A 15,229-nucleotide genomic window follows, 5' to 3' on the forward strand; every position below is an offset into this window, starting at 1 on the left:
CTATCACCCTGCGGCGCTCGAACACGGGGCCGGATCTCTCCTTGTTCCCAAGGGAGAACCGGCCCGTGATGCCCTCGTTACGCTCCTTCACCCGCTCTTCACGCGTCGTCGGCGAGCTCCAGCCAGCGCATTTCCAACTCCTCGCGTTCGCTGGCCAGTTCGCGCAGCTCGCTGTCCAGTTTCGCCACTTTCCCGAAGTCCGTGGCGTTATCGGCGATCTGCGTGTGCAGCTTGCCCTCCTTCTCGGAGAGCTTGTCCAGCTGCCGTTCGATCTTCTGCAGTTCCTTCTTCGCCGCGCGGCTGTCCCTGGCCGACGCGGCGGTGGAGGAAGGGCTCTTCTCGGTCACGGAGGCCGGAGCCGAGGCCGCGGCGGCCTCCTCCATCGCGTGCCGCCGCTCCAGGTACTCGTCGATGCCGCGCGGCAGCATCCGCAGGGTCGCGTCGCCGAGGAGCGCGAACACCCGGTCGGTGGTCCGCTCGATGAAGAACCGGTCGTGGGAGATCACGATCATGGAGCCGGGCCAGCCGTCGAGGAGGTCCTCCAGCTGGGTGAGGGTCTCGATGTCGAGGTCGTTCGTCGGCTCGTCGAGGAAGAGGACGTTCGGCTCGTCCATCAGCAGCCGCAGCAGTTGCAGCCGGCGGCGCTCACCGCCGGACAGGTCACCGACGGGCGTCCACTGCTTCTCCTTGTTGAAGCCGAAGGTCTCGCAGAGCTGGCCCGCGGTCATCTCGCGGCCCTTGCCGAGGTCGACCCGGTCGCGGACCGCCTGGACGGCCTGCAGCACCCGCAGATTCGGGTCGAGTTCGGCGACCTCCTGGGAGAGGTAGGCGAGCTTGACGGTCTTCCCGGTGACGATCCGGCCGGCGGCGGGCTGCCGGTCGCCCTCGGAACGGGCGGCCTCCGCCATGGCCCGCAGCAGGGAGGTCTTGCCCGCGCCGTTCACCCCGACCAGACCGATCCGGTCGCCGGGACCGAGCTGCCAGGTCAGGTGCTTGAGGAGCACCTTCGGCCCGGCCTGCACGGTGACGTCCTCCAACTCGAAGACAGTCTTGCCGAGCCGGGTGGAGGCGAACTTCATCAGCTCGCTGCTGTCCCGGGGCGGCGGCACGTCCGCGATCAGCTCGTTGGCGGCCTCCACGCGGAACCGCGGCTTGGACGTCCGGGCCGGGGCGCCGCGGCGCAGCCAGGCCAGCTCCTTGCGGACCAGGTTCTGCCGCTTGACCTCCTCGGTCGCGGCGATGCGCTCCCGCTCGGCGCGTGCGAAGACGTAGTCGGTGTAGCCGCCCTCGTACTCGTACACGTCGCCCTTCTGCACGTCCCACATGCGGGTGCAGACCTGGTCGAGGAACCAGCGGTCGTGGGTGACGCAGACGAGCGCGGACCGCCGCTCGCGCAGATGCTTCGCGAGCCAGGCGATGCCTTCCACGTCGAGGTGGTTGGTGGGCTCGTCGAGGACGATCAGGTCCTGCTCCTCGATGAGCAGCTTGGCCAGCGCGATGCGGCGCCGCTCACCGCCGGACAGCGGCCCGATCACGGTGTCGAGCCCCTGCGGGAAGCCGGGCAGGTCGAGCCCGCCGAACAGGCCCGTGAGCACGTCCCTGATCTTGGCGTTGCCCGCCCACTCGTGGTCGGCCATGTCCCGGATGACCTCGTGCCGGACGGTGGCCGCGGGGTCGAGGGAGTCGTGCTGGGTGAGCACGCCGACGTTCAGGCCGCCCGAGTGCGTGACGCGCCCGGTGTCGGCCTCCTCCAGCTTGGCGAGCATCCGGATCAGCGTGGTCTTGCCGTCACCGTTGCGGCCGACCACCCCGATCCTGTCCCCTTCGGACACGCCGAGGGAGACTCCGTCGAGCAGCGCACGGGTTCCGTACACCTTGCTGACTGCCTCGACATTGACCAGATTGACGGCCATCGCACTCCTGACAAGGGGGATCGATCGACCTTCCAGGGTAGCCGCCCGCAGGGGTGCTCCTTCCGCCCGCCCGCCCGCCCGCCCGCAAGAAGGTTTCAGGGGCGCGGGGAACGGCGCGATCTTTCAGGGGCGCGGGGAACTGCGCGACCAGCCCCCACCCACCCGCACCCGACACTCCGCACCCGCACCCGAACCCGTCACAGCACGACAGCTCCGGGCACAGGCCCCACAGCCACGCGCGCAGCGCGACACGTCCCGGAGTCCACCAGCGCGTCGGCGACCCTCCGCGCGGCCCCCGCGTCCGGGACGAGGAACGCGGTCGTGGGCCCGGACCCCGACACGAGCGACGCCAGCGCCCCGGCCCCGCCGCCGACGGCCAGCGTCGAGGCCAGCGAAGGACGCAGGGACAACGCGGCGGCCTGGAGGTCGTTGGAGACCGCGGCGGCGAGCCCCGCCGCGTCCCCCGCCGCCAACGCCTTCAGCACCTCGTCGGAGGCGGCCGGCTCCGGCACCCGCACTCCCCTGGTGAGCCGGTCGAACTCCCCGTAGACGGCCGGCGTTGACAACCCCCCGTCCGCGACGGCGAACACCCAGTGGAAGGTCCCCCCGACCTCCAGGACCCGCAACTTCTCGCCCCGCCCGGTGCCGAGCGCCGCCCCGCCGACCAGACTGAACGGCACGTCGCTGCCGAGTTCGGCGCAGATCTCCAGGAGCTCGTCCCGCGAGGCCCCCGTACCCCACAGGGCGTCGCAGGCGAGGAGCGCGCCCGCGCCGTCGGCGGAGCCGCCCGCCATGCCACCGGCGACGGGGATGTCCTTGGCGATGTGGAGGTGTACATCGGCCCGGCGCCCGTAACGCGCGGCCAGCTTCTCCACGGCCCTGGCCGCGAGGTTCGTACGGTCCAGGGGCACCCGGGACGCGTCGGGCCCCTCACAGGTCACCCGGAGGGCGTCGGCGGGGGTCACCGTCACCTCGTCGTACAGGCCCACCGCGAGGAAGACGTTGGCCAGGTCGTGGAACCCGTCGGAGCGGGCGCCGCCCACGGCCAGCTGGACGTTGACCTTGGCAGGAACTCGTACCGTGACGCTCACTGCCGCTCCTCCGGGGGTTCGGGGGTCGCCCCACGAGCTGACGCGGCCTCCGCGATCCGTGCGAACTCCTCGACCGTCAGGGCCTCGCCGCGCGCCTGGGGCGAGACACCCGCCGCGACGAGCGCCGCCTCGGCGGCCGGCGCCGAACCGGCCCAGCCGGCCAGCGCCGCCCGCAGGGTCTTGCGCCGCTGGGCGAACGCGGCGTCCACGACGGCGAACACCTCGCGCTGGGAGGCGGTCGTCCTGACCGGCTCCGTGCGGCGGACCAGCGAGACGAGCCCGCTGTCCACGTTCGGCGCGGGCCAGAAGACGTTGCGGCCGATCGACCCGGCGCGCTTGACGTCGGCGTGCCAGTTCGCCTTCACGGAGGGCACGCCGTAGACCTTCGAGCCGGGCGGGGCGGCCAGCCGGTCGGCGACCTCCGCCTGCACCATGACGAGCGTGCGCTCGATGCTGGGGAAGGTGTCGAGCATGTGCAGCAGCACCGGCACGGCGACGTTGTACGGGAGGTTCGCGACGAGGGCCGTCGGGGCGGGGCCCGGCAGTTCGGTCACCCGCATGGCGTCCTCGTGGACGAGCGAGAAGCGCTCGGCGCGGGCCGGCATGCGGGCGGCGATCGTGGCGGGCAGCGCGCCCGCGAGGGCGTCGTCGATCTCGACGGCGACGACGCGGTCGGCCGCCTCCAGGAGGCCCAGGGTCAGGGACCCGAGGCCCGGTCCGACCTCGACGACCACGTCCTCGGGGCGGACGCCGGCGGTCCGGACGATGCGCCGCACGGTGTTGGCGTCGATGACGAAGTTCTGACCGCGCTGCTTGGTGGGCCGTACGCCGAGGGCCTCCGCCAGTTCGCGGATGTCGGCGGGGCCCAGGAGGGCGTCGGAGGTGGGGCTGGTCACGCCCCAAGGGTACGGGTGACCGACCCCACAACCGTTTCATGCCCCCACCGCCCCCGGCCAGGCTGAAGGACTGGGGCGCAGCCCCGTCCTTCAGGGGCGCGGGGAACTGCGCGACCAGCCCCCACCGGCCCGCACCCTCAAACCCGCAGAACCCTTACCCGTGCAGCCGCCCCCCGCAGTGCGGCCACGGACTAGCCCCGCGCCGCACGTACAGCTTCTTCGCGCGATACGTCTGCTCCGCGGCGGACGCCTCCTGCGGGCGTCCCGCCCCGCCGAGGCTGTGCCAGGTCTGGGTGTCGAACTGGTAGAGCCCTCCGTACGTCCCGGACGGGTCGACCGCCCTCGGGCGCCCCCCGGACTCGCAGTGCGCGAGCCCCTGCCAGTTGAGGTGGTCCGCCCCCTGCACGGAGAGGGGCAGCGGCTTCGTGCCCACCTTCACGATCTGGGTGCGCGGCTCGTGCACCACCTCGCTGCGCAGCCGCCGCGGCTTCTGTCCGACGCCGTTGACCGTCCGCAGGGAGTACGTGACGCGCCGCAGCCCGGGCTGCCCCTCCTGCTCCACGACCTCGGTGCCCCGGAACAGCTCGGGGTCCTCGGCCCGCCGTACCTCGAAGGGGATCGACTCCTCGCGGACCTCCTTCGTACCGGTGATCCGCAGGACCGTGACGGTCTGCCCGTCGCGCGGGAAGCTCTCGGCGGGCACGGACGTGGTGTCCTGCGCGTACAGCGTGATCCCGGCCTCCTGGACGGTCTCGCGGACCGTCGCCGCGTTCGTGCGGACCGTCCGTGCCCGCCCGTCCGCCATGACCGTCACCGTCCGCTCGGTACGGACGTCGAGCGCGAGGCCCGCCCGCCCGATCCGCCGGGCCCGCGGCGCCGACACGTACGCGCCCTCCGCCCGTACCCCCAGCTCGCGCAGCGCCTCGTCCACGGTGAGCGCCGTCGTCCACACGTGGCTGCGCTGCCCGTCGAGGGTGAGCCGTACCGGCCGCCCGTACCGCACGGCGATCTCCTCGCCGCTGGACAGGGCTGTTCCGGGGGCGGGGACCACCTCGTCGTGGGCGCCCACCCCGACCCCCTCGTCGGCGAGCAGTTCGCCGACGTCGTCCGCGAAGGTGTGCAGGGTGCGGGGCGTGCCGTCGACGGTCAGCTCGATCGCCTTGTCGTCGGCGACGAACGCGGAGGTGCCGCCCGCGAGGAACGCCACGACCAGTGCCTGCGGGAGCAGTCTGCGGACGTCGGGCCGTTCGGCGCTCCTGCGCCGGCGGGCGGCCCGTCGCGCCTCGACCCGCCCGCCGGGCAGCGGCGTCCCGGTGGCCGGGGCGAGGGGCGTCGCCTGCCGCGGCAGCGTCGGCGCGCCGGAGGGCCAGGGCTCGCCGCAGTGGTCGTGGTCCCGGCCGTGACCGTCCCCGTACACGGGCTCGTGCTCGTACGCGGGCTCGTAGGCGTGCTCGTAGGCGGGTGCGTGCTCGTACGGGGACGCGTACCCGTGCTCGTACGCGGGCCGGTACGTGTCCGGGTGTCCGTGGCCGTACGGCCCGGGGTTCCCGTAGGCCGGGCCGTACGTCTCGTACTGCGAACTGCTCACGACGACACGCTCCAGAAGACCGGTGGAGAGAGGTACGCCCGCGGTGCTCCTTCAGGTGGGGGAGGCGGGTGGCAGGCAGGTGGGCGGACAGAACCTAGCGGAGCGCCGGTCACTCTCCAAAGCGGCACGGACACGCTGGGTGACGAAGTTCTCCCGGCCGGTCCCCGGGGGCGCGTCGCCCGTTACGCCTCAGTAATCGAACGCGCGGGCAGTGTTCGCCGAGAGTGCCGTCGCCAGCGCGTCCTCGTCCATGCCCCGTACGGCGGCCATGGCGCGGACCGTGACCGGAATGAGATACGGGGCGTTGGGCCGTCCGCGGTACGGCACGGGGGTCAGGAAGGGCGCGTCGGTCTCGACGAGGACGAGTTCCAGCGGGGCCACGGCGAGGGCGTCCCGCAGCGGCTGCGCGTTCTTGAAGGTCATGTTCCCGGCGAACGACATGTAGTAGCCGGCGCGGGCGCAGACCTCCGCCATCGCCGCGTCCCCGGAGTAGCAGTGGAAGACGGTCCGCTCGGGCGCGCCCTCCTCCTTCAGGATCCGCAGCACGTCCGCGTGGGCGTCCCGGTCGTGGATGACCAGCGCCCTGCGGTGCCGCTTGGCGATCTCGATGTGGGCGCGGAAGGACCGCTCCTGGGCGTCCTTGCCCTCGGGACCGGTGCGGAAGTAGTCGAGGCCGGTCTCGCCGACCCCCTTGACCTGCGGGAGGGCGGCGAGCCGGTCGATCTCGGCGAGCGCCTCGTCCAGCGCCCCGTCGCCCCCCGCCCGCCGGGCCCTCTGCCGGGACCGGCCTCCCTGGGCCCCAGAGGGCTGGGAGGTGCCCCCAGGGGCACCGTGCACGATGCGCGGCGCCTCGTTCGGGTGGAGGGCGACGGTCGCGTGGACGGCGTCGTACGCGGCGGCCGTCTCGGCGGCCCAGCGCGAACCGGCCAGGTCGCAGCCCACCTGCACGACCGTCGTCACGCCGACCGACGCGGCCTTGGCGAGGCCCTCCTCGACCGTGCCGGTCTGCATGTCGAGATGGGTGTGCGAGTCGGCCACCGGCACCCGCAGGGGGTCCGGCAGCGGCGGGGCTTCGGTGGTGGAAGGCATGCCCCGATCCTACGAAGGGCGCCGGGGCGCCCCCGCGTCAGACCGCCTTGCGGTGGTGGAACGGGTGCAGCAGGTCGGAGAGGTGCCAGTGGTGACGGGCCCTGGGCGCCTCGGGCACCCCCGTGCGCTCCGGCTCCCGCGCCGACGTCTGCTCCGGCACCGCGAGCGCCTCGGCCGTCTTGCGCGGCCGTACGGGCGTCGGCCCGTGCAGCCGGTTCTGCGCCGAGGACACCTGGCCGGCCCGCATGATGCGCACGACGTGGCCGTCGCAGTTCAGGCAGCTGGGCCGGCTCAGCGGCGACGGCACGACCAGGCCGTTTGCGACGTACGTCACGAACTCGGCCCCCTGGGCGTCGAAGTGGTGCTCGATCTCGTACGACTGCTCCCAGCCGTGCCCGCAGCGCATGCAGGCGAAGGAGTACGACTCCTGGACCGTGTCGGCGGCCGTGGTGCGGGGGGCGGGTCCGCCGGTGATGTGACCGGTCTGCCCTGCGATCTCACTCATGCCGGCTCCTCTTGTCCGCTGGACGAGGACGGGTGCGTCCTTCCTCCAGTGGACGCTTCCACCGGGGCGAACGCACCGGACCTGTCGAGAGTTGGAGCCGTCTTGGCCGTTCCTTGCCGGACGGCCCCCGACACCGGGTCCGGGCTTTGCCTTTCACGACAGTCCTTTGCCCGCGCATGGGAGCCGTGCGCTCCCCCGTGACATCGCGCGCTCCCCGCAGGGAGCCGTGTGCTCCCCCGTGGGTCCGGCGCCCGGCCTCAGGGGGCGGCGGGGCGGAAGGCGTTCTTGGCGGCGACGACCGCGTCGAAGACCTCCCGCTTGGGCACCCCCGCGTCGGCGGCGACCGCGGCGATCGCCTCCTTGCGCCGCTCCCCCGCCTCCTCGCGCACCCGCACCCTGCGCACCAGCTCGTCGGCGTCGAGCGACTCGGTGACGTCCGGCGCGCCCTCGACGACGACGGTGATCTCCCCGCGCACGCCCTCGGCGGCCCAGGCGGCCAGCTCCCCGAGGGGCCCCCGCCTGACCTCCTCGTACGTCTTGGTCAGCTCGCGGCAGACGGCGGCCCGCCGGTCGGCGCCGAACACCTCCGCCATCGCGGCGAGGGTGTCGTCGAGCCGGTGCGGCGCCTCGAAGTACACGAGCGTGCGCCGCTCGCCGCCGACCTCCCGCAGCCGGGACAGCCGCTCGCCGGCCTTGCGCGGCAGGAAGCCCTCGAAGCAGAACCGGTCGACGGGCAGCCCGGACAGGGCGAGCGCGGTGAGCACGGCGGACGGTCCCGGCACGGCCGTGACCTTGATGTCCTTCGCCACGGCGGCGGCGACCAGCCGGTAGCCGGGGTCGGACACGGACGGCATCCCGGCGTCCGTCACGAGCAGTACGCGCGCGCCCCCCACCAGCGCCTCGACCAGCTCGGGCGTCCGCGCGGACTCGTTGCCCTCGAAGTACGACACGACCCGCCCGGACGGCTGTACGTCGAGGCCCTGGGTCAGCCGCCGCAGCCGCCGGGTGTCCTCGGCGGCGATGACGTCGGCCCCCGCCAGCTCCGCCGCGAGGCGGGGCGGTGCGTCCGCGATGTCCCCGATGGGCGTGCCGGCGAGTACGAGGGTTCCTGTCACGGTTCCATCCTCGCAGGGCGGCCCGCGGGACTCACACAGACCTGTTCCCTACGATGGCGCGGTGACAAGTACCGCGTCCTCCACGGACACCCGGCAGGGACAGGGCGTCGCAGAGCAGCGGCCGTCGTGGCAGCAGCGGCTGCGCAGGTTCGGCTACCCGGCCGGGCCCCGAGACGACGTCCGCGACCGCCTCGTGCCCGCGTACACCGAGCCAGGCCCGCGTCTGTGGGCGGCGGTCGGGCTCCGCAAGGAGGCCGCCGCGCGCGTCGTCCGCTGGTCGGCGTGGGGCGGCCCGCTGCTGATCACGCTGCTGGCGGGCCTGATGCGGTTCTGGAACCTGGGCAGCCCGAAGGCGGTGATATTCGACGAGACGTACTACGCGAAGGACGCCTGGGCGCTCATCCACCGCGGGTTCGAGGTCAACTGGGCGAAGGACGCCAACGACCTGGTCCTGCAGAGCGGCGGCGACGTCACCATCCCGTCGGAGGCCGCGTACGTCGTGCATCCGCCGGTCGGCAAGTACGTCATCGGGCTCGGCGAGTGGATGTTCGGGTTCACCCCGTTCGGCTGGCGTTTCATGACGGCGCTGCTCGGCACGCTGTCCGTGCTGATGCTGTGCCGGATCGGCCGCCGGCTGTTCCGCTCGACGTTCCTCGGCTGCCTGGCGGGCGCGCTGATGGCCGTGGACGGCCTGCACTTCGTGATGAGCCGCACCGCGCTGCTCGACCAGGTGCTGATGTTCTTCGTCCTCGCGGCCTTCGGCTGCCTGGTCGTCGACCGCGACAAGGCCAGGGAACGTCTCGCCGCGGCCCTGCCGCCGGACGCCGACGGGATCGTCCGCCCCGACGCGGCGGTCGCCGAGAGCACGCGCCTCGGTCTGCGCCCCTGGCGCCTGGCGGCCGGAGTGATGCTGGGACTGGCCTTCGGCACCAAGTGGAACGGCCTGTACATCCTCGTCGCGTTCGGCCTGCTGACGGTCCTGTGGGACGTGGGTTCCCGGCGGGTGGCGGGCGCCCGCCGCCCCTACCTGGCGGTCCTCCGGCGTGACGTGGGCTGGGCCTTCCTGTCCACGGTGCCGGTGGCCGTCGGCACGTACCTCGTGTCGTGGACGGGCTGGTTCCTGTCCGCCACCGACGGCAAGGGCGGCTACTACCGGAACTGGGCCACGGCCGACGGCCGCAGCAGCGACTGGTCCTGGCTGTTCCCCGACTGGTGGCTCAGCCTGTGGCACTACGAGACGCAGGTGTACGACTTCCACGTCGGCCTGCACTCCCCGCACACCTACCAGTCGAACCCGTGGAGCTGGATCGTCACCGGCCGCCCGGTCTCGTACTTCTACGAGTCGCCGCTGCCCGGCAAGGACGGCTGTCCGACGGACGCGGGCGAGAAGTGCGCCCGTGAGGTCCTGGCCCTCGGCACCCCGCTCCTGTGGTGGGCGGCGGCCTTCGCGGTCCTGTACGTCCTGTGGCGCTGGTTCTTCCGCCGGGACTGGCGCGCGGGCGCGATCGCGTGCGGCATCGCGGCGGGCTACCTCCCGTGGTTCTTCTACCAGGAACGCACGATCTTCTTCTTCTACGCGGTCGTCTTCCTCCCGTTCCTGTGCCTGGCGGTGGCGATGCTGGCCGGCGCCCTCCTCGGCCCGCCCGGCTCCACCGAACGCCGCCGTGTGGTCGGCGCGGCGGCGACCGGCGTCCTGGTCCTGCTGATCGCCTGGAACTTCATCTATTTCTGGCCGATCTACACGGGCCAGGCGATCCCCATCGACTCCTGGCGCTCCCGGATGTGGCTGGACACCTGGGTCTAACGATTCGGGGAACACCGTCACCACCCGTCCCCCCTCCCGCATACAGTGCGAGGGATGAGCACCTTTCTGAACGCGTTCAGAACGTGTTCGGGGAGGTTCACGGGAGGGGGGCGCACGATGCGGAACGGGGTCAAGGCCACCATCGTCGGCGGGGTGTTCGCGGTCATGGTGGGGGGCGCCGGGTACGGCGCGTACAACATAGTGGGCGCGGTCAGCGGGGACGAGGGCTCGTCGTCGGCCGGGGCGCGGAGGACCGGGCCGCCGTCCGGCGACGAGGTCCGGGAGACCTCGGAGAAGTTCTTCGCGGCCTGGGAGCGGGGGGACGCCGCCGCGGCCGCGGACCTGACCGACAACGCCGTGGCCGCCAGGGAACTGCTCGTCGCCTACGGGGGCCAGGCGCACATCGGCAGGGTGAAGGTCACGCCGGGGACGGCGGCGGGCCCGCGCGTCCCCTTCTCGGTCTCGGCCACGGTGTCGTACGAGGGGAAGAGCAAGCCGCTCACCTACGAGGGCGAGCTGGCCGTCGTGCGCGGGGAGACCACGGGCCGGGCGCTCGTCGACTGGCGGCCGTCCGTCCTGCATCCGGACCTCAAGACCGGCGACACGCTGGTCACGGGTGAGTCGGCGAGCCCGCCCATCGAGGCGGTGGACCGCGACGGCGTCGTCCTCACCAAGGCGAAGTACCCGTCGCTCGGCCCCGTGCTCGACGCCCTGCGCGACCGGTACGGCGACAAGGCCGGCGGCACCCCCGGTGTCGAGCTGGCGATCCGGCACGCGAGCGAGACCGCGGGCGACACCCCGCTGGTGACGCTCGCCGAGGGCCGGGCCGGGAAGCTGCGTACGACGATCGGCGCGGACGTGCAGGCGGCGGCGGAGAAGGCCGTCGAGGGGTACGCCGAGTCGTCCGTGGTCGCCGTGCGGCCGAGCACCGGCGAGGTGCTGGCGGTCGCGAACCACCGCGAGGACGGGTTCAACGCGGCGTTCCAGGGCAAGGTCGCCCCCGGCTCCACCATGAAGATCATCACTGCGGCGATGCTCATCGACAACGGCGTCACCGCGATGAACGGCCCGGCGCCCTGTCCGGCGACCGCCACCTGGCAGAGCCAGCAGTTCGGGAACCTCACCGGCATGGAGCCGAATGAGGGTGCCACGCTCGCCAACAGCTTCATGCGCTCGTGCAACACGGCGTTCATCAAGCTGATCGACGGCTCCGACGAGCGGCCCCTCACCGACGAGTCGCTCACCACCGAGGCGCAGGAGCGGTTCGGTCTCGGCAAGGACTGGAAGACGGGCATCGTCTCCTTCGACGGGAGCGTCCCCGCCTCCGGCGGTCCGAACCGCGCGGCCAACGCCATCGGCCAGGGCGAGGTCCAGATGAACCCGCTGAACATGGCGTCCGTCACGGCGACCGCGGTCACGGGCACGTTCCGCCAGCCCTACCTCGTGTCGCCGAAGCTGGACGGCCGGCGGCTGGCCACCGCCCGCGGCCTGCCGAGCGGCACCGCGGCGCAGCTGAAGCAGATGATGCGGCTCACCGCGACCAGCGGCACCGGCGCCCGGGCCATGGCCGGCCTCGGCAGCGACATCGGCGCCAAGACCGGCTCCGCCGATGTCGACGGCCAGGAGCTGTCCGACAGCTGGTTCACCGGTTTCCGGGGCGACCTCGCGGCCGCGGCCATGGCGGAGCGCGGCGGACACGGCGGGGACGCGGCGGGTCCGATTGTCGCAGCTGTGCTACGGACAGGTGGCTGAACTCACCCTCACAGGGCGGGACTCTAGGGTGGTGGCTCTCGTTCTCACAGAGAACCGCCGAGGGCGTCGGGGAAGCAGCGAAGGAACGGAAGCCGTGGGGAACAGAAGGCGCGCGCCTGAGCGCGGCAGGACGAAGAAGCCCGCCGTCATCGGCGGGGTGATCGCCGTTGTCGTCGGCGGCGCGGGGCTCGGCGGCTACGCCCTGTACAGCGGTGGATCGGCGGCCGACGCCGGCGCGTCCTCCGAGGCGAAGGCCGTCAGGAGCGGCCCGCTGTCGGCGGCGGAGGTGACGTCCACGGCCACCGCGTTCCTCGCGGCCTGGCAGGGCGGTGACGTGCGGACGGCCGCGGCCGCGACGAACGACACCGCGGCGGCGGCCGCCCTCCTCACCGGCTACGGCAAGGAGGCGTACGTCAAGGACGTGACGCTCACCGCCAGGAAGCGCACCGGTGACACCGTCCCGTTCGCCGTCAAGGGCACGGTCGCCCACAAGGGCCTGTCCAAGCCCCTCGCGTACGAGTCCGAGCTGACCGTCGTGCGCCGCGCCAAGGACGGGAAGCCGCTGGTCGACTGGCACGCGGCGGTCGTGCACCCGGAGCTGGAGGACGGCGACAAGCTGGTCACCGGCGCGGCCGGGACGCCCCCCGTCAAGGCCCTGGACCGGGACGGCGGCGAGCTGACGACCGCCGAGTACCCCTCGCTGGGGACGGTCCTAGACGGCCTGCGGGAGAAGTACGGCAAGAAGGCCGGCGGCAAGGCGGGCGTCGAGCTGCGGGTGATCCGCGCCGGGTCCGAGGACGCCCAGGGCGCCGGGGGCTCGAAGAAGACCAAGGCGTCCGCCGCGGGCAAGAACCCCGACAAGACGCTGCTGGAGCTGAGCGAGGGCACGCCGGGCACGGTCCGTACGACCCTCAGCCCGGGTCTCCAGGCGGCCGCGGAGAAGCAGGTGGCGGCGAAGTCCAAGGCGTCGGCCGTGGTCATCAGGCCGTCGACGGGCGAGATCCTGGCCGTGGCGAACTCGGGGCACGGCTTCAACACCGCGTTCCAGGGCTCCCTGGCCCCCGGCTCGACCATGAAAATCGTCACGGCCTCGCTGCTCATCGACAAGGGGCTCGCGTCGACGGACAAGGAGCACCCCTGCCCCAAGTACTTCACGTACGGCGGCTGGAAGTTCCAGAACGACGACAAGTTCGAGATCAAGGGCGGCACGTTCAAGGCGAGTTTCGCGCGCTCCTGCAACACGGCCTTCATCAGCCAGGCGAAGGAGCTGAGTGACGACGACCTGACCGAGCAGGCCCAGCAGGTGTTCGGTCTCGGTCTGGACAACTGGGCCATCGGGGTGCCGACCTTCGACGGCTCGGTGCCGGTGCAGTCGCAGGCCCAGATGGCGGCGTCGCTGATCGGCCAGGGCGGGGTGCGGATGAACCCGCTGAACATGGCGTCGGTCGTCGCGACGGCCAAGACGGGCACGTTCCACCAGCCCTACCTGGTTTCTCCGACGGTCGACGACCGGACCCTCGCGACGGCGCCCCGCTCCCTGTCGGCCGGCACACGGGCCCAGCTCAAGGAGCTGCTCCAGTACACGGCGGCGGCCGGGACGGCCGCCGAGGCGATGGCGGGGCTCGGCCCCGACTTCGGGGCGAAGACCGGTTCGGCGGAGGTCGACGGCCAGAAGAAGCCCAACGGCTGGTTCACGGCCTGGAAGGGCGACCTGGCGGCCGCCGGCGTGGTCCAGCAGGGCGGCCACGGCGGTGAGACGGCCGGCCCGATCGTGGCGGCACTGCTGAAGGCGGGCAGCTGACCCGGGGCGGGCCCGGCCGGACACCGGCGCGGAACTAGCCGGCCACCGGCGTGGCCGAGTACGTCCGGCGCAGGAAGCGGATCAGGGTCTTCGTGTCGAACTGCACGACGGCCACGCCCGCCGTCGAGTGGAACTCGATGACGGCCTGGACCCGGCCGCACGGCCAGATGCGGACGTCGCCGGCCGCGGCCGGCGCCCGGAGCCCCTGTTCGAGCAGGTCGCGGGCGAAGACCCACTCGTGGTGGCCGGGCAGCATTATGTGCACCAGGCGGGGGTCGTTCTCGGGGTCGTAGCGGAGGGCCACCGGCACGGCGGGCGGGTCCTGCGCCTCGTCCGTCACGATATGGGCGCGCGCGTACTGCTCAACGGCGGACATCGATCGCTCCCTCTTTGTGCTGTTTCTCCTCTAATGTCGCATATTTTCCGATATGCGCTCCCAGATGAGCCGTCGTCGTATTTCGTGGTCACCTCGCTCTTGCAAGCTGTTCGCATTAAGCCACTATCATCGAACGGTTGTCGCCAGTCGGCCTGCCCCCGGAAGCGGAGCCCTCCATGCACGTCCCCGACGGATTCATCAACGCGCCCGTCTCCGTCGCCGCCGGAGTCGTGGCCGCCTCGGCTGTCGCGGTGAGCCTGCGCGGCGCCCGACGTGAACTCGAGGGCGCCTCCCTCTCCGGCGGAGCCGGGAGCGGGTCGGAGCGCACCGCCCCGCTCGCGGGACTGGTCGCCGCGTTCATCTTCGCCGTGCAGATGCTGAACTTCCCGGTCGCGGCCGGCACCAGCGGACATCTGCTCGGAGGCGCGCTCGCCGCGATACTCGTCGGCCCCTTCACCGGGGTCCTCTGTGTCTCGGTCGTGCTCCTCATGCAGGGCATCCTCTTCGCCGACGGCGGCCTCACCGCGCTCGGCGTGAACATCACCGTCATGGCGGTCGTCACCACGGTCGTGGCCTACGCCGTCTTCCGCGGCCTCGTAAAACTCCTGCCCAGGAAGCGTCGGTCCATTACCGTCTCGGCGTTCGTCGCCGCTGTGATCTCCGTCCCTGCCGCCGCCGTGGCCTTCACGCTCGTCTACGCGATCGGCGGCACCACGGACGTCCCGATCGGCCAGGTCTTCACCGCCATGGTCGGCGTCCACGTCCTCATCGGCATCGGCGAGGCCACGATCACCGCCCTGACGGTCGGCGCCGTCATCGCCGTACGGCCGGACCTCGTGTACGGGGCCCGCGGCCTGACCGCGCCGCTGAAGCTGCGGGTCAACGGCGAACTGGTCGACACCCCCGCCGCCGAGCCCGCCCCGGCCGCCGCCCGGTCCCACCGCCGCGTGTGGCTGGCTGGCCTCGCCACCTCGCTCGTCCTCGCCGGCTTCGTCAGCTTCTACGCCTCCGCGAGCCCCGACGGCCTGGAGAAGGTCGCCGCCGACAAGGGCATCGACGCCAAGGCCGAGGACCACGCCGCCGCCGACTCCCCCCTCGCCGACTACGGCGTCGAGGGCCTCACCGACGCCCGTATGTCCGGCGGCCTCGCGGGCGTCATCGGCGTGGGCGTCACGGTCGTCGCGGGCACGGGCGTCTTCTGGGCCGTCCGCAGGCGCCGTACGTCCGAGCCGCAGCCCGGGTCCTCACAGGCCGGTCCCTCCGGGGTCGGTCCTTCCGAGGCCGGGAAATCCGTCTGAC

General features: G+C 72.5%; 12 protein-coding genes. 4 read left to right on the top strand and 8 right to left on the bottom strand.

Translation table 11 applies throughout. From position 1 onward, the window contains the following. Positions 1–98: 98 nt before the first annotated feature. From ACFYXC_RS11790 to rsmI, 7 genes are all read right to left on the bottom strand, one after another. Entirely contained in the window at positions 99–1,913 is a 1,815-nt protein-coding gene (locus ACFYXC_RS11790) for an ABC-F family ATP-binding cassette domain-containing protein (RefSeq protein ID WP_388918895.1), read from the bottom strand. A gap of 197 nt (positions 1,914–2,110) precedes the next feature. Further along, positions 2,111–3,004, bottom strand: coding sequence for a 4-(cytidine 5'-diphospho)-2-C-methyl-D-erythritol kinase (locus tag ACFYXC_RS11795; RefSeq protein WP_389549700.1), 894 nt, complete (start codon positions 3,002–3,004; stop codon positions 2,111–2,113). Then, entirely contained in the window at positions 3,001–3,900 is a 900-nt protein-coding gene (gene rsmA / locus ACFYXC_RS11800) for a 16S rRNA (adenine(1518)-N(6)/adenine(1519)-N(6))-dimethyltransferase RsmA (protein WP_389549703.1), read from the bottom strand. The genes ACFYXC_RS11795 and rsmA overlap by 4 nt, the downstream gene beginning before the upstream one ends. Before the next feature lie 154 nt (positions 3,901–4,054). After that, positions 4,055–5,488, bottom strand: coding sequence for a ubiquitin-like domain-containing protein (locus ACFYXC_RS11805; RefSeq protein WP_389549706.1), 1,434 nt, complete (start codon positions 5,486–5,488; stop codon positions 4,055–4,057). 189 nt (positions 5,489–5,677) lie between these two features. Continuing rightward, a complete protein-coding gene (locus tag ACFYXC_RS11810) occupies positions 5,678–6,577 on the bottom strand; it encodes a TatD family hydrolase (RefSeq protein WP_389549709.1) in 900 nt (299 codons plus the stop codon). A gap of 37 nt (positions 6,578–6,614) precedes the next feature. Then, on the bottom strand, positions 6,615–7,082 hold the full coding sequence (locus ACFYXC_RS11815; protein WP_389549711.1) for a hypothetical protein: 468 nt from the start codon (positions 7,080–7,082) through the stop codon (positions 6,615–6,617). Positions 7,083–7,339: 257 nt separating this feature from the next. Continuing rightward, complete coding sequence (rsmI, locus tag ACFYXC_RS11820) at positions 7,340–8,197, bottom strand: 16S rRNA (cytidine(1402)-2'-O)-methyltransferase (RefSeq protein WP_388918913.1); 858 nt, start codon at positions 8,195–8,197, stop codon at positions 7,340–7,342. Positions 8,198–8,258: 61 nt separating this feature from the next. Between rsmI and ACFYXC_RS11825 the strand changes: the two genes are divergently transcribed. The 3 genes from ACFYXC_RS11825 to ACFYXC_RS11835 all read left to right on the top strand — a co-directional run bounded on the left by ACFYXC_RS11825 (position 8,259) and on the right by ACFYXC_RS11835 (position 13,554). After that, on the top strand, positions 8,259–10,001 hold the full coding sequence (locus ACFYXC_RS11825) for a dolichyl-phosphate-mannose--protein mannosyltransferase (protein ID WP_389549715.1): 1,743 nt from the start codon (positions 8,259–8,261) through the stop codon (positions 9,999–10,001). A gap of 117 nt (positions 10,002–10,118) precedes the next feature. Next, positions 10,119–11,753 carry a penicillin-binding transpeptidase domain-containing protein gene (locus tag ACFYXC_RS11830; RefSeq protein WP_389549718.1) on the top strand — a complete coding sequence of 545 codons (1,635 nt, stop codon included), beginning with the start codon at positions 10,119–10,121 and terminating at the stop codon, positions 11,751–11,753. Positions 11,754–11,847: 94 nt separating this feature from the next. Then, a complete protein-coding gene (locus ACFYXC_RS11835) occupies positions 11,848–13,554 on the top strand; it encodes a penicillin-binding transpeptidase domain-containing protein (RefSeq protein WP_389549721.1) in 1,707 nt (568 codons plus the stop codon). A 34-nt stretch (positions 13,555–13,588) separates the two neighbouring features. Here ACFYXC_RS11835 and ACFYXC_RS11840 read toward each other — a convergent pair whose 3' ends face one another. Next, positions 13,589–13,930 carry an SsgA family sporulation/cell division regulator gene (locus ACFYXC_RS11840; RefSeq protein ID WP_389549724.1) on the bottom strand — a complete coding sequence of 114 codons (342 nt, stop codon included), beginning with the start codon at positions 13,928–13,930 and terminating at the stop codon, positions 13,589–13,591. 176 nt (positions 13,931–14,106) lie between these two features. On the opposite strand from ACFYXC_RS11840, the gene ACFYXC_RS11845 reads away from it, so the two are divergent. Beyond that, the gene (locus ACFYXC_RS11845; RefSeq protein WP_389549727.1) at positions 14,107–15,228 is read left to right on the top strand and encodes an energy-coupling factor ABC transporter permease; all 1,122 of its coding nucleotides are present in this window, start codon (positions 14,107–14,109) and stop codon (positions 15,226–15,228) included. The last annotated feature ends 1 nt before the right edge of the window (position 15,229 follow it).

It is taken from the genome of Streptomyces sp. NPDC002701, from assembly GCF_042889045.1.
Classification (GTDB): domain Bacteria; phylum Actinomycetota; class Actinomycetes; order Streptomycetales; family Streptomycetaceae; genus Streptomyces.

Excerpts from the sequence above, each read along its gene's own strand:
- ACFYXC_RS11790 (WP_388918895.1), bottom strand. The coding sequence starts at position 1,913 with ATGGCCGTCAATCTGGTCAATGTCGAGGCAGTCAGCAAGGTGTACGGA.
- ACFYXC_RS11810 (WP_389549709.1), bottom strand. The coding sequence starts at position 6,577 with ATGCCTTCCACCACCGAAGCCCCGCCGCTGCCGGACCCCCTGCGGGTG.
- ACFYXC_RS11815 (WP_389549711.1), bottom strand. The coding sequence starts at position 7,082 with ATGAGTGAGATCGCAGGGCAGACCGGTCACATCACCGGCGGACCCGCC.
- ACFYXC_RS11830 (WP_389549718.1), top strand. The coding sequence starts at position 10,119 with ATGCGGAACGGGGTCAAGGCCACCATCGTCGGCGGGGTGTTCGCGGTC.
- ACFYXC_RS11840 (WP_389549724.1), bottom strand. The coding sequence starts at position 13,930 with ATGTCCGCCGTTGAGCAGTACGCGCGCGCCCATATCGTGACGGACGAG.
- ACFYXC_RS11845 (WP_389549727.1), top strand. The coding sequence starts at position 14,107 with ATGCACGTCCCCGACGGATTCATCAACGCGCCCGTCTCCGTCGCCGCC.